Annotated in this window: 22 protein-coding genes and 1 pseudogene; 7 read left to right on the top strand and 16 right to left on the bottom strand. The window is 69.9% G+C overall.

What is annotated here, in order from left to right; genetic code table 11:
• Positions 1 to 47 precede the first annotated feature (47 nt).
• A complete protein-coding gene (locus VN520_RS17385) occupies positions 48 to 887 on the top strand; it encodes a MaoC/PaaZ C-terminal domain-containing protein (protein ID WP_325747841.1) in 840 nt (279 codons plus the stop codon).
• 6 nt (positions 888 to 893) lie between these two features.
• Here VN520_RS17385 and VN520_RS17390 read toward each other — a convergent pair whose 3' ends face one another.
• Entirely contained in the window at positions 894 to 1,538 is a 645-nt protein-coding gene (locus tag VN520_RS17390) for a TetR/AcrR family transcriptional regulator (RefSeq protein WP_325747842.1), read from the bottom strand.
• Positions 1,539 to 1,748: 210 nt separating this feature from the next.
• On the opposite strand from VN520_RS17390, the gene VN520_RS17395 reads away from it, so the two are divergent.
• Positions 1,749 to 2,963: an alpha/beta hydrolase gene (locus tag VN520_RS17395; protein WP_325747843.1), complete on the top strand. Its 1,215-nt coding sequence runs from the start codon at positions 1,749 to 1,751 to the stop codon at positions 2,961 to 2,963.
• Positions 2,964 to 3,025: 62 nt separating this feature from the next.
• Here the strand turns inward: VN520_RS17395 and VN520_RS17400 are convergent, their stop codons facing one another.
• The 5 genes from VN520_RS17400 to VN520_RS17420 form a co-directional block, all read right to left on the bottom strand.
• Positions 3,026 to 4,387 (bottom strand): dicarboxylate/amino acid:cation symporter, encoded by a 1,362-nt coding sequence (locus tag VN520_RS17400; protein ID WP_325747844.1) that lies wholly within the window; start codon positions 4,385 to 4,387, stop codon positions 3,026 to 3,028.
• Between the two features lie 392 nt (positions 4,388 to 4,779).
• Complete coding sequence (locus VN520_RS17405; RefSeq protein ID WP_325747845.1) at positions 4,780 to 5,076, bottom strand: DUF4229 domain-containing protein; 297 nt, start codon at positions 5,074 to 5,076, stop codon at positions 4,780 to 4,782.
• A 114-nt stretch (positions 5,077 to 5,190) separates the two neighbouring features.
• The gene (locus tag VN520_RS17410; RefSeq protein WP_325747846.1) at positions 5,191 to 5,718 is read right to left on the bottom strand and encodes a GNAT family N-acetyltransferase; all 528 of its coding nucleotides are present in this window, start codon (positions 5,716 to 5,718) and stop codon (positions 5,191 to 5,193) included.
• A gap of 112 nt (positions 5,719 to 5,830) precedes the next feature.
• Positions 5,831 to 6,994, bottom strand: a complete 1,164-nt coding sequence (gene mqnE, locus VN520_RS17415) for an aminofutalosine synthase MqnE (protein WP_031098411.1) — start codon at positions 6,992 to 6,994, stop codon at positions 5,831 to 5,833.
• A gap of 91 nt (positions 6,995 to 7,085) precedes the next feature.
• Entirely contained in the window at positions 7,086 to 7,541 is a 456-nt protein-coding gene (locus tag VN520_RS17420; protein ID WP_325747847.1) for an Lrp/AsnC family transcriptional regulator, read from the bottom strand.
• A 121-nt stretch (positions 7,542 to 7,662) separates the two neighbouring features.
• Between VN520_RS17420 and VN520_RS17425 the strand changes: the two genes are divergently transcribed.
• Complete coding sequence (locus VN520_RS17425; protein ID WP_325747860.1) at positions 7,663 to 7,812, top strand: hypothetical protein; 150 nt, start codon at positions 7,663 to 7,665, stop codon at positions 7,810 to 7,812.
• Positions 7,813 to 7,822: 10 nt separating this feature from the next.
• Here the strand turns inward: VN520_RS17425 and VN520_RS17430 are convergent, their stop codons facing one another.
• The gene (locus VN520_RS17430) at positions 7,823 to 8,488 is read right to left on the bottom strand and encodes a UbiX family flavin prenyltransferase (protein WP_325747848.1); all 666 of its coding nucleotides are present in this window, start codon (positions 8,486 to 8,488) and stop codon (positions 7,823 to 7,825) included.
• Between the two features lie 113 nt (positions 8,489 to 8,601).
• Between VN520_RS17430 and VN520_RS17435 the strand changes: the two genes are divergently transcribed.
• On the top strand, positions 8,602 to 9,195 hold the full coding sequence (locus tag VN520_RS17435) for a rhomboid family intramembrane serine protease (RefSeq protein WP_325747849.1): 594 nt from the start codon (positions 8,602 to 8,604) through the stop codon (positions 9,193 to 9,195).
• On the opposite strand, the gene mqnP is transcribed toward VN520_RS17435, so the two are convergent.
• Complete coding sequence (gene mqnP / locus VN520_RS17440) at positions 9,185 to 10,096, bottom strand: menaquinone biosynthesis prenyltransferase MqnP (protein ID WP_325747850.1); 912 nt, start codon at positions 10,094 to 10,096, stop codon at positions 9,185 to 9,187. The two genes, VN520_RS17435 and mqnP, sit on opposite strands and share 11 nt — an antisense overlap.
• 97 nt (positions 10,097 to 10,193) lie before the next feature.
• A complete protein-coding gene (locus VN520_RS17445; RefSeq protein ID WP_325747851.1) occupies positions 10,194 to 11,651 on the bottom strand; it encodes a menaquinone biosynthesis decarboxylase in 1,458 nt (485 codons plus the stop codon).
• An 89-nt stretch (positions 11,652 to 11,740) separates the two neighbouring features.
• On the opposite strand from VN520_RS17445, the gene VN520_RS17450 reads away from it, so the two are divergent.
• On the top strand, positions 11,741 to 12,139 hold the full coding sequence (locus tag VN520_RS17450; RefSeq protein ID WP_325747852.1) for a PLD nuclease N-terminal domain-containing protein: 399 nt from the start codon (positions 11,741 to 11,743) through the stop codon (positions 12,137 to 12,139).
• 116 nt (positions 12,140 to 12,255) lie between these two features.
• Here VN520_RS17450 and VN520_RS17455 read toward each other — a convergent pair whose 3' ends face one another.
• Positions 12,256 to 12,696 (bottom strand): MarR family winged helix-turn-helix transcriptional regulator, encoded by a 441-nt coding sequence (locus VN520_RS17455; RefSeq protein ID WP_033301617.1) that lies wholly within the window; start codon positions 12,694 to 12,696, stop codon positions 12,256 to 12,258.
• Between the two features lie 176 nt (positions 12,697 to 12,872).
• Between VN520_RS17455 and VN520_RS17460 the strand changes: the two genes are divergently transcribed.
• Both VN520_RS17460 and VN520_RS17465 read left to right on the top strand, forming a co-directional pair.
• Positions 12,873 to 13,568, top strand: a complete 696-nt coding sequence (locus VN520_RS17460; protein WP_325747853.1) for a type 1 glutamine amidotransferase domain-containing protein — start codon at positions 12,873 to 12,875, stop codon at positions 13,566 to 13,568.
• A complete protein-coding gene (locus tag VN520_RS17465) occupies positions 13,565 to 14,890 on the top strand; it encodes an aldehyde dehydrogenase family protein (RefSeq protein ID WP_325747854.1) in 1,326 nt (441 codons plus the stop codon). Before VN520_RS17460 ends, VN520_RS17465 begins: the two co-directional genes overlap by 4 nt.
• Before the next feature lie 63 nt (positions 14,891 to 14,953).
• Here VN520_RS17465 and ccsB read toward each other — a convergent pair whose 3' ends face one another.
• The 6 genes and pseudogenes from ccsB to VN520_RS17495 form a co-directional block, all read right to left on the bottom strand.
• Positions 14,954 to 16,036 (bottom strand): c-type cytochrome biogenesis protein CcsB, encoded by a 1,083-nt coding sequence (gene ccsB / locus VN520_RS17470; RefSeq protein ID WP_325747855.1) that lies wholly within the window; start codon positions 16,034 to 16,036, stop codon positions 14,954 to 14,956.
• Complete coding sequence (resB, locus tag VN520_RS17475) at positions 16,033 to 17,727, bottom strand: cytochrome c biogenesis protein ResB (protein WP_325747856.1); 1,695 nt, start codon at positions 17,725 to 17,727, stop codon at positions 16,033 to 16,035. The genes ccsB and resB overlap by 4 nt, the downstream gene beginning before the upstream one ends.
• A 6-nt stretch (positions 17,728 to 17,733) precedes the next feature.
• A complete protein-coding gene (locus VN520_RS17480; protein ID WP_414719871.1) occupies positions 17,734 to 18,441 on the bottom strand; it encodes a cytochrome c biogenesis CcdA family protein in 708 nt (235 codons plus the stop codon).
• A 62-nt stretch (positions 18,442 to 18,503) separates the two neighbouring features.
• Entirely contained in the window at positions 18,504 to 19,106 is a 603-nt protein-coding gene (locus tag VN520_RS17485) for a TlpA disulfide reductase family protein (RefSeq protein ID WP_325747858.1), read from the bottom strand.
• Positions 19,107 to 19,173: 67 nt separating this feature from the next.
• A complete protein-coding gene (locus VN520_RS17490) occupies positions 19,174 to 20,430 on the bottom strand; it encodes a hypothetical protein (protein ID WP_325747859.1) in 1,257 nt (418 codons plus the stop codon).
• A 225-nt stretch (positions 20,431 to 20,655) separates the two neighbouring features.
• A pseudogene (locus VN520_RS17495) lies at positions 20,656 to 20,908 on the bottom strand (histidine phosphatase family protein); the annotation flags it as partial.

Below are 20,908 nucleotides of genomic sequence, written 5' to 3' on the forward strand. Positions count from 1 at the left end.
GCCAGGTCGTGCGGGTCTGCGGCCAGAGCCTGCTGGGGGCCTGACCCATGAACGGTCTGAGCCTGTCCCTCGTCCGCGGAGCCGCCACCTCGCCGTTCAAGCGGGTCGGGCGCCCCGGCGCCGTGCTGCCCGCCGGCCGCGTGGTGCTCCCGCCCGCCCCCGTCCCGCCCGGCCCCCTCGCCGCGTACAGCAGGATCTGCGGCTTCGCCGAACCGGACCCGGTGCCGCTCACCTATCCGCATGTGCTGGGCTTCCCGCCGGCCATGCGGCTGATGACGCGCCGCGACTTCCCCCTCCCGGTGCTCGGACTGGTCCACACCTGGATCGAGATCACCGGGCACCGGACGCTGCACCCGGCGGACGAACTCGGGCTCACCGTGTACGCCGACGGGCTGACGCCGCACCGGCGCGGCACCGAGGTCACGATCGTGACCGAGGCGCGGCTCGGGGGAGAGCTCGTCTGGGAGTCACGCAGCGGCTACCTGTCCCGGCACGCGACCGGAGCGACGGCCGCCCCCGCTCCTCCCCCGGCCGCCTCCCCGGACCTGCCCGCCGTGGCGCAGTGGCGGCTGCCCTCCGGCCTCGGACGGCGGTACGCAGCAGCCTCGGGCGACCGCAACCCCATCCACCTCCACCCCCTGACCGCGCGGCTCTTCGGCTTCCCCCGGCACATCGCGCACGGCATGTGGACCGTCGCCCGCTGCCTGGCGGAGGCCGGAACCGGGGACGGGGCGGGTGAGCCGCGCCGGATCCGGTCCGTGCGGGCGGACTTCAAGGCGCCCGTCCTGCTTCCCGCCACCGTCACGTACGCCGCCGCGGGCGCCGCCTTCCAGGTGCGCAGCGGCAGCCGCGTCCACCTCACCGGCAGTGCGGCCCGGGGGGACTGAGCCCGCTCAGTCCCCCCGGGACTGCCAGCCGCGCCCGTGCATGAGGTTCTCCAGGCCCGCCCACGAGAAGTTCATCAGGGTCGACGCGGCCTCCTTGGCCGAGACTCCGGGGGTGGAGTTCGCCCACCCGGCGAGCGCCTCCGCCGCCCCCACCAGCGCCTGCGCGAGCCCCTCCACATCCCGGTCGGGCAGCGCGGGATCGCTGTGCGCCTCACGCGCCGCCGCACCGATCAGACCGGTCACGAACGCAACGATCTCCTTGCGCAGCGCCCCCACCTCACTGACGAACGGCTCCCCGTGCGAACTCGCCTGCTGGTGCAGCACCGCCCAGCCGTCCGGGTTCTCCGCGGTGTGGGTGAAGAACGCCCGCAGCCCCGACCACAGTTGCCCGTCCGCCGGAATCCCCGGCTCCACGGCCGCCCGTACGGCCTCCACCAGCGCTTTCGCCTCACGGCGGATGCACGCGGTGAAGAGCTCCTCCTTCGAGTTGAGGTACAGGTAGACCAAGGGTTTGGACACCCCGGCGAGTTCCGCGATCTCGTCCATCGAAGCGGCCCGGTATCCGCGCTGCCCGAAGGTCCGCACGGCCGCGTCCATCATCTGCTTCTCGCGCACCGCGCGCGGCATTCGTTTGCTCTTCACTGCACTCACGTCGGACATCCCTCCCGCCCCCACTGCGCTACTCCTCGGTAAGAGTACGGCGCGGCCCCGGCAGCCGCCGTACGGAAGGGAGCGGCCCGGCCTCGACGGCCGGGAGGCACCCCTCCATCTGAGGTAGCCCGTCCGTACGACTCAGGTCGCCCACGAGATCCCTCCCAGGCCCGACGCCCTTCCCGGGCCGGCTGCCTAGTGTCCTTCAACATGACGACCACACTCCGCAGACGGGCCGCTGTCTCCGCCCTCGCCGCCCTGGCCCTGCTGACCACGCCCGCCGTCACCGCCCAGGCCTTGTCCGGCCCCGCGCCCGCACCGGCCGTGTCCGCCACGTCCGGCACCGCCCCACTCGAACTGCCCCGCCCGACCGGCCCGTACGCCGTGGGGGTCGACGTCCTGCACCTCACCGACCACAGCCGCGCCGACCCGTGGGTGCCCGGGGCCGGGGACCGAGAACTGATGGTCTCGGTCCACCACCCGGCCCGGGCGGGAAGCGGAAGCACGCCGGCCCCCTACATGGACACCGAGGAGGCCCGGCTGATGCTGGCGGGGCGGGGGCTGGACGGCCTCGTGTCCGCCGACGTCGTCAGCTCGGCCTCCACCCATGCCCGTACGGACGCCCGGCCCGCGGGGGGACGGTTCCCGCTGGTGCTGCTCTCGCCCGGTTTCAACACCCCCCGCGCCACTCTGACCTCCCTCGCGGAGGAGCTGGCGAGCCGGGGCTATGTCGTGGCGAGCGTCGATCACGCCTACGAGACCAGCGGGACCGTTTTCCCCGGCGGACGGGTACTGACGTGCGCGGCCTGCGACACGGTCGAGGCGGCGCCGGACGACGCGGCCTCCCGGGAAGTGCTGAGGACCGTCTCCGCCGGACGGGCCGCCGACCTCTCCTTCGTGCTCGACCGGCTGACCGGACCCCACCCCGCCTGGGAGAACTCCCGCATGATCGACCGCCGCCGGATCGCCGCAGCCGGACACTCCATCGGCGGCAACGCCGCGGCCTCCACGATGCGCACCGATCCCCGCGTCGACGCCGGGATCAACATGGACGGCACCTTCTTCGACCCGGTCCCCCGCTCGGGCCTCGGCGGACGGCCGTTCCTCATGCTCGGCACCGACGCAGGCCACCGTCCTGGGGGCGGGGACTGCTCCTGGGACCAGGGGTGGCAGCACCTCGACGGCTGGAAGCGCTGGCTGACGGTCAGGGACTCGGGCCACTTCACCTTCACGGACACCCCCGGACTCGGCGAGCAGCTGGGCCTGCCGGCCGACCCCGAGGCGCCTCTCTCCGGCGACCGCTCGACGCGGATCACCAGGGCCTACGTGGCGGCCTTCCTCGACCTGCAGCTGAAGGACCGGCCTCGACCGCTCCTGGACGGCCCCACCCCCGGCAACCCCGAGGTCGTCTTCCAGAACCCGTGACCGCCCGGACGCACAGCGGCGCCCCCGGACACGGAGTCCGGGGGCGCCTGTGTGCAGAAGGGTCACGCCGTGACGGGGACGCCCTTGGTCTCCACGTCACGCACCTCGTCCGCAGGCTCCTCGATCGGGGAGGCCGACGCCGAGTTGTACGCGTCGTGGTCGAGGATCTTCTCGCGGGCCGCGACGATCACGGGGACCAGAGCCTGTCCCGCCACGTTCGTGGCGGTGCGCATCATGTCCAGGATCGGGTCGATGGCCAGGAGCAGGCCCACGCCCTCCAGCGGCAGTCCCAGGGTCGACAGGGTGAGGGTCAGCATGACCGTGGCGCCGGTGAGGCCGGCGGTGGCCGCCGAGCCGATCACCGAGACGAACGCGATCAGGATGTAGTCACCGATGCCCAGCTGGATGTCGAAGATCTGCGCGATGAAGATCGCCGCCAGCGCCGGGTAGATCGCGGCGCAGCCGTCCATCTTCGTCGTGGCGCCGAACGGGACGGCGAAGCTCGCGTAGTTCTTCGGGACGCCGAGGCGCTCGGTGACCTGCTGGGTGACCGGCATCGTGCCGACCGAGGAGCGGGAGACGAAGGCCAGCTGGATCGCGGGCCAGGCGCCCTTGAAGAACTGCAGCGGGCTGACCTTGGCGACCGTGGCGAGCAGCAGCGGGTACACGCCGAACATCACGAGGGCGCAGCCGATGTACACGTCGGCGGTGAACGTGGCGTACTTGCCGATCAGGTCCCAGCCGTAGTCGGCGATCGCGTAGCCGATGAGGCCGACGGTGCCGATCGGGGCGAGGCGGATGACCCACCACAGGGCCTTCTGGAGGAGTTCGAGGACCGACTCGCTGAGCGCGAGGATCGGCTTGGCCTTCTCGCCGAGCTGGAGCGCGGCGATACCGGCGACCGCCGCCATGAAGACGATCTGCAGGACGTTCAGCTCGGTGAACGGCGTGATGACGTCGGTGGGGACGATGCCGGTGAGGAAGTCGATCCAGGAGCCGGCGTTCTCGGGCTTGGCGCCGTCCTTCGGGGTGAGGCCGGTACCGGCGCCCGGGTTGGTGACCAGGCCGATCGCGAGACCGATGGCGACCGCGATCAGTGACGTGATCATGAACCACAGCAGGGTGCGGGTGGCCAGCCTGGCGGCGTTGTTGACCTTGCGCAGGTTGGTGATCGAGACCAGGATCGCGAAGAAGACGAGGGGCGCGACGGCCAGCTTGAGGAGCTGGACGAAGATGCCGCCGACCTTGTCGAGGGTGGTGACGAGCCAGCCGACGTCCTGGCTGCGGGCGAGCCAGCCCAGCAGGACACCGAGGACCAGACCGGCGACTATCTGGACCCAGAACGGGACGCGGGGCAGGCGGAAACCGGAACCGGACGGCTTACCGGCTCCGGTCTCGGCGGTGGACGCGGGATTCGCGGACACGGACACACTCCAGATGTGACGCATCGGCGCGTACGAGGACAGGCGTACGGTCGTGCGGTCGAACAGGGGGACGGGGGTGCGGCGCCCGTGTCAGGGACGGCGCCGCTGCATGATGCCGGTTCAGACGTTGCGGCAACAGACCGCGGACATACAGCGGCAGAGATCGACGTGCAGGCGCGCCACGAGCGGGATGCTCAAGGCGTGGTGGGTGCGCGCTGCCGTCATCATGCCGAATACGTTAACACTGCAACTTTGAGAACCTCAAAGGTCTACTTCTTGATCATTTCACCGGTCCCTGGTCCGGACACGCCGAAACCCCGGTACGGGAGCGGCTGCTCCGGTCCGGGGTCTCGTCGTACGGGGGTTCGGGTGTGAGGAAGCTTACGCGGCGCCTACCGGGTGACGCTGTCCTCGCGGGTGCGGTTCGCCTCGAGCCTGGCCTTGGTCCGGTCGACCGTCGAGATGATCTGCTCGGACATCTCGTCACGCTGCTTGCGCAGCAGGATGAAGCTGAGGGGCGCGGAGAGCAGCAGACCGAGGAGGACGACCCAGAGGGCGTTGGAGCCGGCGACGCCCGCGGGGAGCACCCCGAAGTGGACCGCCACGCCGGCGACGAAGAAGCAGCCGACGAAAATCAGCAGGCGCATGGCGGTGTACCGGATCGTTGCGCTGGGCTTTGCAGCGGACACGGCTGGCCTTCTCTCTACGTCCGACGTTCCTGCGGTCGTGCAGTCCGGAGTCCTGCCCGACCAGTGAAGCATGCCCCGAATTCGATCAGTTCGCAGGGGTTGCCCCTGGGGCCGCTAACGGAAGAGCGGGAGCAGCATGATGATGTCGTCGCGGTAGTCGTCCTCGGCGACCCGGATGGCGTTCGGGATCCGGCCCACCTCCTTGTACCCGCAGGAGGCGTAGAAGCGGTCCGCCCCGGTGCCGCTGCGGCAGGTGAGCCGGATGGCGTCGATCCCGTCGAGCCCCTGGGCGGCTTCGGCCGCAGCCGTCATCAGGGCGCGGCCGAAGCCCTTGCCCTGGTGGCGCGGGTGCACCATGACCGTGTAGACGCCGATCCAGTGCTGCATGAGCCGGTGGGTGTTGCGGGTGAGGAAGGCGGTGGCGGCCACCGTGCCGTCCTCGTCCCGTCCGACGATCAGGTGGGTGCGGCCCTCCGTCATCCCGGCGAGGTGCTTGACGAGCTCCGGCCGGACGTCCTCGCCGGTGACGGGCGGCACGAAGCCGACGGCTCCGCCCGCGTTGCTGACATCGACCCAGAGCGCGGTGATGCCGTCCCGCAGAGTTCGGCCGAACGCGGGATCCACTTCAAAAGTAAGCGCCATTGGGGCAGGTTAACCATTACGCAGCAGGACGCTCAACCTGCGTCCACCACGCGAGAAAGCCCCGGCGGCCGGGGCTTTCTCGCGTGGTGGGGCCGCCGGGCCCGGTGCCGCCTCAGACGCGCATCGGCTGCGGCGTCTCGCGCCGTCCGGCGTCCGGGCCCGGGTACTCGCGCAGGATCTCGTACCGGGTGTTGCGCTCCACGGGCCGGAAGCCCGCGTCCCGGATGAGGTCCAGCAGGTCCTCGCGGCCGAGCTTGTTCGGGGTGCCGTAGTCGTCGGCGTCGTGCGTGATCTTGTACTCGACGACCGAGCCGTCCATGTCGTCCGCGCCGTGCTGGAGTGCGAGCTGCGCGGTCTGCACGCCGTGCATCACCCAGAACACCTTGACGTGCGGGACGTTGTCGAACAGCAGCCGGGAGACCGCGAAGGTCTTGAGCGCCTCCGCGCCGGTCGCCATCGACGTCCGCGCCTGGAGGGTGTTACGGACCTTGCCGTCCTTCATGTCCACGAAGTCGTGCTGGTAGCGGAGCGGGATGAAGACCTGGAAGCCGCCGGTCTCGTCCTGCATCTCCCGCAGCCTCAGCACGTGGTCGACGCGGTGACGGGGCTCCTCGATGTGCCCGTACAGCATCGTCGCGGGGGTCTTGAGACCCTTCTCGTGCGCGAGACGGTGGATGCGCGACCAGTCCTCCCAGTGGGTGTTGTGGTCGACGATGTGCTGGCGGACCTCCCAGTCGAAGATCTCCGCACCGCCGCCGGTCAGCGACTCCAGCCCGGCCTCGATCAGCTCGTCGAGGATCTCGGAGGCCGAGAGCCCGGAGATCGTCTCGAAGTGATGGATCTCCGTCGCCGTGAACGCCTTGAGCGCCACCTCCGGCAGGGCTTCCTTGAGCGCGCTGAGGGAGCGCGGGTAGTAGCGCCACGGCAGGGTGGGGTGCAGCCCGTTGACGATGTGCAGCTCGGTGAGGTTCTCGCCCTGCATCGCCTTCGCGAGCCGGACGGCCTCCTCGATGCGCATCGTGTACGCGTCCTTCTCGCCCGGCTTGCGCTGGAACGAGCAGTACGCGCAGGACGCGGTGCACACGTTGGTCATGTTGAGGTGGCGGTTGACGTTGAAGTGGACGACGTCGCCGTTCTTCCTCGTACGCACCTCGTGGGCCAGCCCGCCGAGCCAGGCCAGGTCGTCGGACTCGTAGAGCGCGATCCCGTCCTCGCGGGTCAGCCGCTCACCGGCCCGGACCTTCTCCTCCAGCTCGCGCTTGAGTCCCGCGTCCACCAGGGCGCCTCCATATCTCCATGTGACAGATCCGGCAGCCCACGGTACTCCCCCGCCTTCCGGGCGGGGGGACCCCCGTCGCCGCTCCGCGTCACTCCTCCTCGGGGAGCTCCCCCACCCGGTTCTCCCACTTCGTGGAGAGCACGACCGTCGTACGGGTCCGGGAGACGCCCTTCGTGCCGCTGAGCCTGCGGATCGTCTTCTCCAGGCCGTCCACGTCCCCCACCCGCACCTTGAGCATGAAGGAGTCGTCACCCGCGATGAACCAGCAGTCCTCGATCTCGGCGAGGTCCTTCAGCCGGTGCGCGACGTCCTCGTGGTCGGCGGCGTCGGAGAGGGAGATGCCGATCAGCGCCGTGACCCCGAGCCCCAGCGAGGCGGCGTCGACGGTCGCGCGGTAGCCGGTGATGACACCGGCGGATTCCAGCCGGTTGATGCGGTCGGTGACGCTGGGCCCGGAGAGCCCGACGAGCCGTCCCAGCTCGGCGTACGAGGCCCTGCCGTTCTCCCTCAGGGCCTGGATGAGCTGTCTGTCCACCGCGTCCATATGACTGAAACCTTCCATTGTTCAGCAGTACCGCGAGTTTACGTGTAGAATCCAAGGCACAACAGGGTCAAGCCCTGTAAATCTTCCTCATTATCCAAGAAAAGCTTTCGAATCTTCAGGAGTGACCTTCACCGTGTACTCGATCGAGATGGCCTACGCCCGGATGCGCGAGCTGCAGGACCTGGCCAACCGCTCGCGTGCCCACCAGCCCGCCGCCGCCCACCGGGTCGACCGCACGCGCACCCCGCGCGTGAGCAGGAAGAAGCGCTGACCCCGCCGGATCAGCCCCGGGAGGCGCCACCGAGCTCCCCTTCCCACCGGCGGTACAGCTGGTGCGGCACCCCCGCCGCGTCCAGCACCCGCCCCGCGACGAAGTCCACCAGGTCCTGGATGTGCGTCGCTCCCGCGTAGAACGCCGGCGAGGCGGGCAGCACCACGGCTCCCGCCTCGTCGAGTGCGACCATCTGCTTCAGCGTCCGGCCGCTGAGCGGCGTTTCGCGCACGGCCACGACCAGCTTCCGCCGCTCCTTGAGCGTCACGCTCGCGGCCCGCTGCAGCAGATCCTTCGAGAGCCCGAGGGCCACCCCGGCCACGCACGCCGTCGACGCCGGGACGATCAGCATCCCCTTCGCCGGATACGATCCCGACGACGGCCCGGCCGCCAGATCGCCGGCCGCCCAGTGGCGTACGCCGGAGATGTCCGGGCCGAAGGTGTCCGGCTTCCCGTCCGCGCCCCGCGCCAGCCAGCTCCGCAGGTCCTCCTGCCAGTGGGCGTCGCGGAAGGAGATCCCCGTCTCGTCCAGGAGCGTCAGCCGCGAGGCGCGGCTGACCACCAGATCGACGCTCTCCCCGGCGGCCAGCAGCCCGCGCAGCACCGCGGCCGCGAAGGGCGTGCCCGATGCGCCCGAGACCCCGACGATCCAAGGCCTGCGCTGCTGCTGACTCATCGAAGTCCCGGTTCTCACACCACCGAGCCTATCCGGCGCCCTGCTCCAGGAACTGAGCCAGGTGCTCCGGACGTTGCAGCGGACGAGGGAACAGCCATGGACAGGGGGTGACCATGACGGACACACGCACGAGCGCCACCGCACGGGCCGTCACGGCCGGCGTGGTCATGCTCGGCTGGCTCGCGCTGCTGTGGCTCCTGGAAGGCGTCGACGCGGCGACGGGCCATTCCCTCGACACCTACGGCGTCAGCCCGCGCGAAACCGCGGAGCTGGCCGACGTCGTGCCGTCCGCGTTCCTGCACAGCGGCTGGGAGCACGTGGCGTCCAACAGCGTCCCGCTGCTGGTCCTCGGCTTCATCGCCGCGCTCGGCGGGATACGCAGGTTCGCCGCCGTGGTCCTCGTGGTGATCGTGACGGCGGGCCTCGGCGTCTGGCTCACCGCGCCGCCGGACACGGTGACGCTCGGCGCGTCCGGGGTGGTCTTCGGCCTCTTCGGCTACCTTCTGGTCCGCGGTTTCGTGGACCGGCGCCCGCTGGACATCGTCCTCGGCGTGATCATCGCCGCGGTCTACGGCTCCCTGCTCTGGGGCGTGCTGCCGACGGACTCCGGCATCAGCTGGCAGGGCCACCTCTTCGGCCTCGTGGGCGGGGTGGCGGCGGCGTTCTTCTTCCGCCGCCCCCGCCCGCAGACCTACGTCACGGTGTGAGACCCCGCACCAGCAGGTCGAGCAGCGCGCAGGCGAACAGCGCGATCCCGATGAAACCGTTGACCGAGAAGAAGGCCCGGTTCAGCCGGGACAGGTCGTGCGGCCGCACGACCCGGTGCTCGTACACGAAGGCCACGGCGACGATCACCATGCCGATCCAGTAGAAGATCTCCGCGTCCGTCGCCAGGCCGAACCACACCAGCAGCCCGGTCGTCACCACATGGCAGACCCGCGCGCCCCACAGCGCGGCCGGGATCCCGAAGCGCGCGGGGAAGGAGAGCACCCCGTGGGCCCGGTCGGCCTGCACGTCCTGGCAGGCGAAGATCAGGTCGAAACCGCCGATCCAGATGCCGACGGCCAGCCCCAGGATCACCGCGTCCCACGACCAGCTCCCGGTCACCGCCAGCCAGGCCCCGATCGGCCCCATGGCCTGGGCGAGGCCCAGGATCGCGTGCGGGAAGTTCGTGAACCGCTTGCCGTACGGGTAGACGACCATCGGCACGACGGCGACCGGCGCCAGCGCCAGGCAGAGGGGGTTCAGCAGGGCGGCGGCACCCAGGAACACGACGAGGGCCACGAGCGCCCCGGTCCACGCGGACCTCACCGTGACCGCGCCGGTCACGAGCTCCCGGCCCTCCGTGCGCGGGTTCCGGGCGTCGATCTCCCGGTCGATGATCCGGTTCGCGGCCATCGCGAACGTACGCAGCCCGACCATCGCGACCGTCACGAGCAGCAGCGTGCCCCAGTGGAACGTCCTGTCCAGCTGGAACATCGCGGTCAGCGAGGCGATGTACGCGAAGGGCAGCGCGAAGACCGAGTGCTCGATCATCACCAGCCGCAGGAACGCGCGGGGCTTGCTGCGGGGCTGCGGCACAGCGCCGGCGGAGGCTGAGGCGCTCACCGTCCGCACTCCTTCCAGCAGCGGTCGGCCGGCTCACCCCCGCGGCGGCGGAGAAGTCCTGCCGCCGCTGCGCCCTCGTCCAGCATCGCCTTGACCGTCACAGTCCGTATTCCTTCCAGCGTCGCGTCACCCGATCGGATGTCTCCGGGTCGGACTCGACCATCTCCGGCCAGCCCCCGTCCCGGGTGTACCCCTCCTCGGGCAGCTTCCGCGTCGCGTCGATCCCGGCCTTGCCGCCCCAGAACTGCTGGTAGGAGGCATGGTCGAGATGATCGACCGGGCCCTCGGTGAGCAGCAGGTCACGGGCGTAGTCGGTGTTGCCGAGCGCCCGCCAGGCCACCTCGTGGAGATCGTGCACGTCGCAGTCGGCGTCCACGACGACGATCAGCTTGGTCAGCGACATCATGTGCGCCCCCCAGATGGCACTCATCACCTTCTGGGCGTGCTTGGGGTACTTCTTGTCGATCGACACGATCGCACAGTTGTGGAAACCGCCCGCCTCCGGCAGGTGGTAGTCCACGATGTCCGGAACGATGATCTTGAGCAGCGGCAGGAAGAAGCGCTCGGTGGCACGCCCCAGCGGCCCGTCCTCGGTGGGCGGCCGGCCGACCACGATCGACTGCAGCAGCGGCCGCTTGCGCATCGTGACGCAGTCGATCTTCAGCGCGGGGAAGGGTTCCTGCGGCGTGTAGAAGCCGGTGTGGTCGCCGAACGGGCCCTCGGGCAGCATCTCGCCCGGCTCCAGCCACCCCTCGATGACCACCTCGGCCTGCGCCGGGACCTGAAGCGGGACGGTCCTGCAGTCGACCATCTCGATCCGCTTGCCCTGGAGGAAGCCGGCGAAGAGGTACTCGTCGATGCCCCCGGGCAGCGGTGCGGTGGAGGCGTACGTGACGGCGGGCGGCGCTCCGAAGACGATGGCGACGGGCAGCTTCTCCCCGCGCCTGGCCGCGACCTGGTAGTGGTTGCGGCTGTCTTTGTGGATCTGCCAGTGCATGCCGATGGTGCGCTTGTCGTGGCGCTGCAGCCGGTAGAGCCCGAGGTTGCGGATCCCTGTCTCCGGGTCCTTGGTGTGCGTGAGGCCCAGGTTGAAGAAGGAGCCGCCGTCCCCGGGCCAGGTGAAGAGCGCCGGCAGCTGGTCGAGGTCCACGTCGTCGCCGGTCAGGACGACCTCCTGGACGGGGGCGCTGTCGGACTTCACCTTCTTCGGCGGCACATGGGTCATCGCGCCGAGCTTGCCGAACGCCTCACGGATCCCGACGAACCCCTGCGGCAGCTCCGGCTTGAGGAGGCCGCCGATCTTGTCGCTGATCTCGGCGTAGGACTTCAGCCCGAGCGCCTTGAGCAGCCGCCGGTCGGTCCCGAAGACGTTCATGGCCAGGGGCATGGACGCCCCCTTGACGTTCTCGAAGAGCAGCGCGGGGCCGCCCGCCTTGTTCACCCGGTCGACGATCTCGCCGACCTCCAGATACGGGTCGACCTCGGCCTTGATGCGCTTGAGATCGCCCTCGCGCTCCAGAGCACGGAGCAGGGAGCGAAGATCGTCGTAAGCCATAAGGCCCAGTATCGGACACCCGCTACCCTGGGCCCGTCACCGGGGGCGGTCCGTGCGCCCCCTCACCTCACCTCGGGGGATCTTGCACGATGCTCAGGGCCCTGATCTTTCTTCTGCCGCTGGCGCTGACGATCTACGCGTTCATCGACTGCCTGAACACCCCGGAGAACGAGGTCAAGCACCTGCCGAAGGTGGCCTGGGTCTTCATCATCCTGCTGTTCTGGATCGTCGGGCCGGTCGTCTGGCTGGCCGCGGGCAGGACGCGCACCGCGCCGGGCGGGGGCCGCAGGCACCGCACCGCATGGGTGGCGCCCGACGACAACCCGGACTTCCTGAAGTCGCTGAGGGAAGAGAACAAGGACGAGAGCAAGAAGGACGAGTCCGCCCTCAAGGACTGGGAGGCGGACCTGCGCCGCCGCGAGGAGGAGATCAGGCGCCGGGAGGGCGGCGCCGGCCCCGAGGGCACGACTCCACCCGCCACGTCATGAGGCACATCACTCCATGAGTCACATCACTCCGTGAGCCACGCCGCGTCATGGACCGCGCCGCCCCGTGAGTCACGCCGCCTCACGAGTCGCACCACCTCATGAGTCACGCCGTGCGTTCATGAGGACAGCAGGCGCCCCAGCCGGTCGAGCAGGGGCAGCAGCGCCGTGCGCTCCTCGGGGGTGAGAGCCTCCAGCGCGCCGTGCACCACGCGCATCTCGGCGCGGATGCGGTGCGCCAGCTCGGTGCCCTCCGCCGTGCGGGAGGCCACCTTGGAGCGGCGGTCGCCGGGCGCCGGGGTGCGCGTCACCAGGCCGCGGGCCTCCATACGGCCGATGAGCCCGGTCGCGTTGGACGCGTCGCACACCAGATGACTGGCCAGCGCGCTCATGGGCATGGGTTCATTGAGGGCGATCAGCGCCCGGGCCTGCGAGGTGCTGAGACCGTGGCGGCCCGCGACGGCGGTGAGGTCGTCGTGGTGGCCACGGACGACGACTGCGAGGGGTTCCAGCAGTTCGTCCGGAGTAGGGACGGCGCGGGGTGCCGGTTCCGTCGTCATGGTCGGTCATCCTTCGATCCGTGAGCGGCGTCCGGAGGTCCGGGCTCTGTCCGCCACGCACCCGCATTTATTTGACATGCTCAACTTTGACCCGTTATATGAACGGTATTGCTTGAGCATATCAAGCTTCAGGTTTCACGCGTCGTACGTCTCGCGTCTCGTAGGGAGCATCCCCCATGCCCTCCGTACTCTTCGTCCTCACCGGTGCCGACCACTGGACCCTCAACGACGGCACCACCCACCCCACCGGCTTCTGGGCCGAGGAGCTCGCGGCCCCGCACCGCGTCTTCACGCAGGCCGGCTTCGACATCACGATCGCCACGCCCGGCGGGGTCGCCCCCACCGTGGACACCGCCAGCCTCGCCGCCGAGGCCAACGGGGGCCAGGACCAGGCCGACGCCGTCGCCTCGTACCTCGCCTCGATCGACGAGAAGCTCCGCATCCCCGCCCGGCTGGAGGACATCGTCCCCACGTCGTACGACGTCGTCTTCTACCCCGGCGGCCACGGCCCCATGGAGGACCTCGCCGTCAGCGAGGTCTCGGGCCGGCTGCTCACCTCGGCCCTGGACTCCGGCGCCCAGGTCGCCGTCCTGTGCCACGCGCCCGCCGCGCTGCTGCCCGCCCGCCGCGAGGACGGCAGCTGGCCGTTCGCCGGCTACCGCATGACCGGCTTCAGCAACGCCGAGGAGACCCAGGCCGGACTGGCCGCCAAGGCGCCCTGGCTGCTGGAGGACCGCCTCGTCGAACTCGGCGCCGACTACGCCGCCGCCGAGCCGTGGGCGGTGCACACCGTGCACGACCGCACCCTGCACACCGGCCAGAACCCGGCCTCCTCCGAGCAGCTGGCCCGCGAGATCGTGGCGGCCCTGTGAGCGCCGCCGGGACCGTGCGGGAAGCCCCGGCCGAGGTCGTCGCCCGGCTCCGGGCCACCTTCCGCACCGGCCGCACCAGGGACCTCGCCTGGCGCACCGCCCAGCTGACGCGGCTGCGGGCCCTGCTCACCGAGCGCGGCGACGAGCTGGCCGAGGCGCTCCGTGCCGACCTCGGCAAGAGCCGCAAGGAGGCCTACCGGACCGAGATCGACTTCACGGTCCGCGAGATCGACCACACCCTGGAGCGCCTGGAGGGGTGGCTGGAGCCCGAGCCCGCCCCCGTGCCGGCGGTCCTCACGGGGGCCACCGCCCACACCGTGCAGGACCCGCTCGGGGTCGTCCTCGTCATCGCTCCGTGGAACTACCCGGTCCAGCTGCTCCTCGCGCCCGTCGTGGGCGCGCTGGCCGCGGGCAACGCGGTCGTCGCCAAGCCCAGCGAGCTGGCGCCCGCGACCTCCGCCGCCGTGGCCGGACTGCTGCCGCGGTATCTGGACACGGACGCGGTCGCCGTGGTGGAGGGAGCGGTCCCGGAGACCACCGCACTGCTCGCCGAGCGCTTCGACCACATCTTCTACACCGGCAACGGCACGGTCGGCCGGATCGTGATGGCCGCGGCGGCGAAGCACCTCACGCCGGTGACGCTCGAACTGGGCGGGAAGTCGCCCGCGTTCGTGGACCGCGGCACGGACCTGAGGACGGTCGCCGCCCGGCTGGCCTCCGGGAAGTTCCTCAACGCCGGCCAGACGTGCGTCGCCCCCGACTACGTCCTGACCGACCCGGAGACCGCGCCGGCCCTGGCCGACGCCCTCAAGGAGGCGGTCGAGGGGCTGTTCGGGCCGGACGCGTCCACCAGCCCGGAGTACGGCAGGATCGTGAACGAGCGCCACTTCGACCGGCTGGTGGGCCTCCTGGGCTCCGGCCGCGCGGTGACGGGCGGCGACCACGACCGGGACGAGAAGTACATCGCCCCGACGGTGCTGGCCGATGTCGCCCCGGACTCCCCCGTGATGCGTGAGGAGATCTTCGGTCCGGTCCTGCCGGTCATCACCGTGGACGGGCTCGACGAGGCCATCGGCTTCATCAACGACCGTGACAAGCCGCTGGCGCTGTACGCGTTCACCCAGGACCCCGCCGTGCGGGAGCGGCTGCTGTCCGAGACCTCCTCGGGCGGGGTCGGCATGGGGCTGCCGCTGGCCCATCTGACCGTCTCGGACCTGCCGTTCGGCGGGGTCGGCGAGAGCGGCATGGGCAACTACCACGGCCGGTACTCCCTGGAGACGTTCAGCCACCGCAAGGCGGTCCTGGACACCCCGCTGGGCTGATGCCCGCACATGCCGCGAGGGCGCGACCGCTTCGGTGCGGTCGCGCCCTCGCGGCTGCTGCGGTCAGACCCCGGCGTAGGAGTGCTTGCCGGTGACGAAGATGTTCACGCCGTAGTAGTTGAAGAGCCAGCAGCCGAAGGCGACCAGCGCCAGGTAGGCCGCCTTGCGTCCCTTCCAGCCGGCCGTCGCGCGGGCGTGCAGGTAGGCGGCGTACGCGACCCAGGTGATGAAGGACCAGACCTCCTTGGGGTCCCAGCCCCAGTAGCGGCCCCAGGCGTCGCCCGCCCAGATCGCGCCCGCGATGATCGTGAACGTCCACAGCGGGAACACGGCGGCGTTGATGCGGTACGAGAAGGTGTCCAGGGTCTTCGCGGCGGGCAGCCGCTCCAGGACCGAGGTGGCGAACTTCCCGGGCGTGACGCCGTTGGCCAGTTTGTTCTCGTAGCTGTCGCGGAACAGGTAGAGCAGGGTGCCGACGGCGCCGAGGTAGAAGACCGCGCCGCAGATGATGGCGGTGGAGACGTGGATCCACAGCCAGTAGGAGTGCAGTGCCGGCACCAGCTGGTCGCTGTCGGTGTACAGCGTGGTGGTCGCGATGCCGAGGTCCAGCAGGACGGTGGTGACCAGCAGCAGGCCGATCCAGCGGACGTTCTTCCGCAGCGCCAGCAGGGTGAGGTACGCGCCGACGGCCACCGTGGAGAAGGTGATCGAGAACTCGTACATGTTGCCCCAGGGGGCCCGCTGCACCGACAGGGCGCGCGCCACCACTCCGGCCGCCTGGACGGCGAAGGCGACGACAGTCAGGGAGACCGCGATCCGCCCCCACAGGTCGCCCTTGAAGGTGCCGCCGGCGGCACCGGGACCGTCCGGGACGTCACGCGTCCCGGCGGCGGACCGGGTGACGATCCTGGGGCGGTCCAGCACGGCGGTGCCACCCTGCTGCGCGACCTGCGCCTTCACCGCGGAGCCGCCGGTGGCCGAGTCCTTCTTCAGCGCGGCGGCCGTACGGCCGACCTTGCTGCGGCTGCCGAACACCCACTCCGCGATGTGTGCGAAGAAGGCCAGGGTGTAGACGGCCATGGACGAATAGATCAGCGTGTTGCTGGCGTTCGCCAGGCTCTCGTTGGTTGCGGCGGCGAGATTCACTTCTCAGCCCCTTCGGCAGGTTCTTCGGAGGGTCGGTCGGGCTCGGGTTCGGGGTCGGGCGCGGTGGGTGCCACCGTGTGGAGCGCGATCGCGAGATCGGCCAGCTCCTCGGGGAGCTTCGCGGACTCGCTGCGGCCGAGGCCGGCCATCTCGACGACGGTGACCCCGTCCGGCCCCTTCACGGCCCGCACCCACACGCGGCGGCGCTGGATGAAGAGCGAACCGGCGAGTCCGGCGATGGCGGCGACGGCTCCGGTGAGGGCCCAGCCGCTGGCGGGCTGACGCGTGATCTGGAAGCTCGCCCACTCCTCGACGCTCTCGAAGGTGATCGAACCCGCGCCGTCGGGGAGCTGCATGGTCTCGCCGGGGCGCAGCCGCTTCTTGAGCTGGTCCCCGTTGCTGTCCTCGAACTGCTTCATGTCGGACGTGTCGAGCTGGTACACGTTCTGCGGCAGTCCGGAGTCGACGCCCAGGCTGCCGTAGTAGCCGTTGAGCGCGAGGACCGGGTAGTCGAGGCCGGGGTACTGCGAGAACATCGTGCCCTGGCCGTCGCCCGCGAACGTCGGGACGAAGAAGGCCTGGAAGCCCAGCTGCTCCTTCTTCCCGTTCTTGTCCTTGTAGCCGTCCATCACCTTGATCGCACCGGTCGAGGTGACGTTGTTGTCGATGGGCAGCAGGGGGACGGAGGACCGGTAGACCTCCTTGCCCCTGCCGTCCTTGACCGAGATGACCGGGGCGTAGCCGTGCGCGTTGAGGTAGACCTTCGTGCCGTCGACGACGAGCGGCTTGTTGACCTCGATGACCTTCTTCTTCGTCTTCCCGTCCGCGCCCTCGGAGTACGTCACCCGGGCCTCGTAGGTCCGGGGCGTGCCGCGCTGGGGGCCGGTGCGCTCGTACGTCCCGACGAAGTCCTGCAGGTCGAAGCTGAAGGGGGCGAGGTCGTCGTTGTCGAAGAGCGAGCCGGACTTGAAGTCGTCGTACTGGGTGATCGTGTTGGCGAAGCCGTCGCCCTCGACGATGAGCTTGCCGCCCTCGGACTTGAAGAGCTGTCCGCCGGCGAACGCGACCAGCATGACGATCAGCGCGATGTGGAACAGCAGGTTCCCGGTCTCGCGCAGATAGCCCTTCTCGGCGGACACCGCGCCGCCCACGACGTGCGAGCGGAAGCGGCGCCTGCGCAGGATGCCGAGGGCGGCCTCGTGGACCTGCCCGGGATCGGCGTCCGTGCGCCAGGTGGTGTACGCGGGCAGCCGGGTCAGCTTCTTCGGGGCGCCGGGCGGGCGGCCGCGCAGCTGGCCGATGAACTGGCCGGTGCGCGGGACGATGCAGCCGATCAGTGAGACGAACAGCAGGATGTAGATCGCGGAGAACCACACCGAGCTGTAGACGTCGAAGAACTGCAGCTTCTCGTAGACCGGGGTGACGGTGGTGTGGGCCTCCTTGAAGGTCTGCACCTTCAGCTCGTCCACGCTGTTCTGCGGGATCAGCGATCCGGGGATGGCGCCGAGCGACAGCAGGAAGAGCAGGATCAGGGCGACCCTCATCGAGGTGAGCTGCCGCCAGAACCAGCGGGCCCAGCCGATGACGCCCATGGCGGGCACGGAGGCGGTGGCCTCTTCGCGCGGGGCGGTGGAGAGCTGTTCCCCGGCCCGGCCGAGGTCGCGCTCATCCGTGATGTCGGTGTTGCTCATGAAAACTCAGATCCCCACAGTGAAGCCGTTGGACCAGACCTGCATCTCCTGGATGAGCACGTCCCAGGCGCCCGTCAGCAGGAGTATCCCGGTCACGATCATCATGCCGCCGCCGGTCCGCATGACCCAGACGTAGTGGCGCTTGACCCAGCCGAACGCGCCGAGCGCCTTGCGGAAGGCGATCGCCGCCAGGACGAAGGGGACGCCGAGCCCGAGGCAGTACGCCACGGACAGGATCGCCCCGCGGCCCGCGGTCGCCTGGTCGAACGCGAGCGCGTTGACGGAGGCGAGCGTCGGGCCGAGGCACGGGGTCCAGCCGATGCCGAAGAGGGCGCCGAGCAGCGGTGCGCCCGCCAGTCCGGTGACCGGCTTCTTGTGGATGCGGAATTCGCGCTGCGTCATCCAGGGCATGAGGCCCATGAAGAAGATCCCCAGGAGGACCATCAGTACGCCGAGGACCTTGGAGAGCGTCCCGCTGTACTCCTGGAGGGTCTGGCCGAAGAAGCCGAAGAGCGCGCCGCCCGACACGAAGACGACGGTGAAGCCGAGGACGAAGAGCGAGGCCCCGGCGACGGTCCTGCCCCGCCGCCGCTCGGCCAGATCGGCGCCGCTGACCCCGGTGACGTAACTGAGGTAGCCGGGCACCAGCGGCAGCACGCACGGGGAGAAGAAGGAGACGAGCCCGCCGAGCAGGGCGATGGGCAGCGCCACCATGAGGGCCCCGCTGAAGACCGTCTCGTTTCCGCCGGCGACCACGGCAAGCTCGGACACCCGGGTCACTTCTCCGCGATCAGCGGGTCGATCATCTTCCGCAGTTTCTCCGCGTCGAGGGCGGCGAGCGTGCGGGCGGCGAGCTTCCCGTCCCGGTCGACGACCACGGTCGACGGGATGGCCTGAGGGTTCAGCGTGCCCTTCGGGAAGCGCAGGAGCAGCTTCCCGGTCGGGTCGTAGAGGCTCGGGTAGGTGACCCCGAAGTCCTCCTCGAAGCTGACCGCGAGGGACTTCTGGGGGTCCCGGGTGTTGATCCCGACGAACTGGACGCCCTGGTCAGCGGTCTCCTGCGACACCTTCTGGAAGTGCTTGGCCTCGGCGCGGCAGGGGCCGCACCACGATCCCCAGAAGTTCAGGACGACGACCTTGCCCTTGTAGTCGGTGATGTCGAGCGCCTTGCCGTCCAGGGTCGTGCCGTCGAGCTTCGGCGCGTCCGCGCGCTCACCCTTGGCCACGGTGGAGACGCCACCGCTGCCGGTGACGAAGTTCGTGTTGCCACCGCCGCCGGCCTTGGTGCCGCCACCGCATGCGGACAGGACCAGGGCACCGGCCACGGCCGTGGCGGCGAGCAGGGTGAAGCGGCGTCGGGGTGCGCGGCCAGAGCTCATGTGAAAAGTTTCGCATGGCAGTTCCAAGGATCTTGGGCACCCCCCTCGGTGCCCGTGAAACCCCTTGTCAGGGCTGTTTGAAGAAGGCGTTCCAGCCGCCTGCGGGGGACTGTCCGACCTGGAGGGTACGCAGCTTCGTGAGCACCGCCGGATCCTGTACGTCGAGCCAGTCGACGAACTGCCGGAAGGAGACGAGACGCACATCGGGCTTGCCCGCGATGTGCGTGAGCGTGTCCTCGACGGCGTCCATGTAGATGCCGCCGTTCCACTCCTCGAAGTGGTTGCCGATGTAGAAGGGCGCGCGATTCGTCTCGTAGGCGCGGTCGAATCCGGTGATGTACGCCTCGGTGGCCTGGGCGCGCCATCCCGGATAGCGCGAGGGCATTCCGTTGGTCGAGTTCCTCGACTGGTTGGCGAGGATGTTGTAGTCCATGGAAAGGACTTCGAAGGAGTGGCCGGGGAAGGGGATCGCCTGCAACGGGAGATCCCAGACGCCCTGGCGCTTCTCGGGCCACATCTGGGTGCCGCCGGGTGAGCTCGCGTCGTAGCGCCAGCCCAGCTGCTTCGCGGCCGGGAGGAGATTGTCCTGGCCGAGCAGACACGGTGTGCGGGCTCCGACCAGCTCCTTGCGGTAGTCGAAGGGCAGCGGGTCGAGATCCGTCCAGCCGGTGTTCGTCCGCCATTCGGTGACGAACGAGACCGCCTGATCGATCTCGCTCCGCCACTGCGCGGGCGACCAGTTGCCGACGGATCCTGAACCGCCGCAGAAATGCCCGTTGAAATGGGTGCCGATCTCGTGCCCGTCGAGCCAGGCCTGCCGGACGTACTTCAGGGTCTGCTTGACGTGGTCATCGGTGAGATAGCCGATGTCGGAGGCGCCCCGGGGGTTGTTGGGCGGGCGGTAGAGGGACTTCTTCGACTCGGGCAGCACATAGAGCCCGGAGAGGAAGAAGGTCATCGCCGCGTCGTGTTCCCCGGCGAGTTCGAGGAAGCGCGGGAAGAGGCCGTTGCCGACCTCCCCCGCCCCGTCCCAGGAAAAGATCACGAACTGCGGCGGCTTCTGTCCGGGCTCCAGCGGAACGGGGGCGGCGGGCTGTTTCGGCTGCTTTCCGGTGTCCGCCGTGGAGCCGTCACCGATGAGCCTGACCTTTTTCCCGGGATGGCCGCCGCCGTTCCCGTGCGCACCTTCACCGCCCCGGGGACCCTCCTCGGGGCCCGGCCTGCCGCCGTCCGAGGAGCCGGGGGAGCCGCAGCCGGCCATCGACAGTGCGGCTGCGGCTCCCAGCCCGGCTCCGAGCAGGCCCCTCCGGTTGATTTCACGCATAGCGTCCCCATCTGCGGTCGTATTACCTCATTGCCATACAAACTGGCGATGGCTTAGATGAGGGAAACAACACGAGGGTTCCGCCGATAATCACAAAACTTGTCACGTGAACAGACCCTTACAGGTGCCGCACATGACACACCGGAACGGCGGGACGCCCGGAGCGCGGTACGCGTGGCTGACGCGGCGCCGAGGGTCGTCCCGCCAGGAACGGCGGGACAGTCCTCAGGCCCCGAAGGCCTTGGACTTCCCCTTGGCCGGCTTCGCACCCGCGAGCAGATGCGCCGGCACCAGGTCCCGGGCGGGCTCGGTGTACCCGACGGACACGATCCTGTCGCCCTGGTACGTGAAGGTCGTCAGCGAGGCCAGGGTGCACTGCCGCTTGCGCGGGTCGTGCCACAGCCGCTCGCCGGCGAGGAAGCGGCGCAGCGTCCAGATCGGCAGCTGGTGCGAGACGCACACCGCCTCGTGCCCCTCG

The sequence above is a fragment of the Streptomyces sp. genome, from assembly GCF_035563135.1.
Taxonomy (GTDB): domain Bacteria; phylum Actinomycetota; class Actinomycetes; order Streptomycetales; family Streptomycetaceae; genus Streptomyces.

Excerpts from the sequence above, each read along its gene's own strand:
- VN520_RS17385 (WP_325747841.1), top strand. The coding sequence starts at position 48 with ATGAACGGTCTGAGCCTGTCCCTCGTCCGCGGAGCCGCCACCTCGCCG.
- VN520_RS17395 (WP_325747843.1), top strand. The coding sequence starts at position 1,749 with ATGACGACCACACTCCGCAGACGGGCCGCTGTCTCCGCCCTCGCCGCC.
- VN520_RS17410 (WP_325747846.1), bottom strand. The coding sequence starts at position 5,718 with ATGGCGCTTACTTTTGAAGTGGATCCCGCGTTCGGCCGAACTCTGCGG.
- VN520_RS17420 (WP_325747847.1), bottom strand. The coding sequence starts at position 7,541 with ATGGACGCGGTGGACAGACAGCTCATCCAGGCCCTGAGGGAGAACGGC.
- VN520_RS17430 (WP_325747848.1), bottom strand. The coding sequence starts at position 8,488 with ATGAGTCAGCAGCAGCGCAGGCCTTGGATCGTCGGGGTCTCGGGCGCA.
- VN520_RS17435 (WP_325747849.1), top strand. The coding sequence starts at position 8,602 with ATGACGGACACACGCACGAGCGCCACCGCACGGGCCGTCACGGCCGGC.
- VN520_RS17445 (WP_325747851.1), bottom strand. The coding sequence starts at position 11,651 with ATGGCTTACGACGATCTTCGCTCCCTGCTCCGTGCTCTGGAGCGCGAG.
- VN520_RS17450 (WP_325747852.1), top strand. The coding sequence starts at position 11,741 with ATGCTCAGGGCCCTGATCTTTCTTCTGCCGCTGGCGCTGACGATCTAC.
- VN520_RS17455 (WP_033301617.1), bottom strand. The coding sequence starts at position 12,696 with ATGACGACGGAACCGGCACCCCGCGCCGTCCCTACTCCGGACGAACTG.
- VN520_RS17460 (WP_325747853.1), top strand. The coding sequence starts at position 12,873 with ATGCCCTCCGTACTCTTCGTCCTCACCGGTGCCGACCACTGGACCCTC.
- resB (WP_325747856.1), bottom strand. The coding sequence starts at position 17,727 with ATGAGCAACACCGACATCACGGATGAGCGCGACCTCGGCCGGGCCGGG.
- VN520_RS17480 (WP_414719871.1), bottom strand. The coding sequence starts at position 18,441 with ATGGTGGCGCTGCCCATCGCCCTGCTCGGCGGGCTCGTCTCCTTCTTC.
- VN520_RS17485 (WP_325747858.1), bottom strand. The coding sequence starts at position 19,106 with ATGAGCTCTGGCCGCGCACCCCGACGCCGCTTCACCCTGCTCGCCGCC.
- VN520_RS17490 (WP_325747859.1), bottom strand. The coding sequence starts at position 20,430 with ATGCGTGAAATCAACCGGAGGGGCCTGCTCGGAGCCGGGCTGGGAGCC.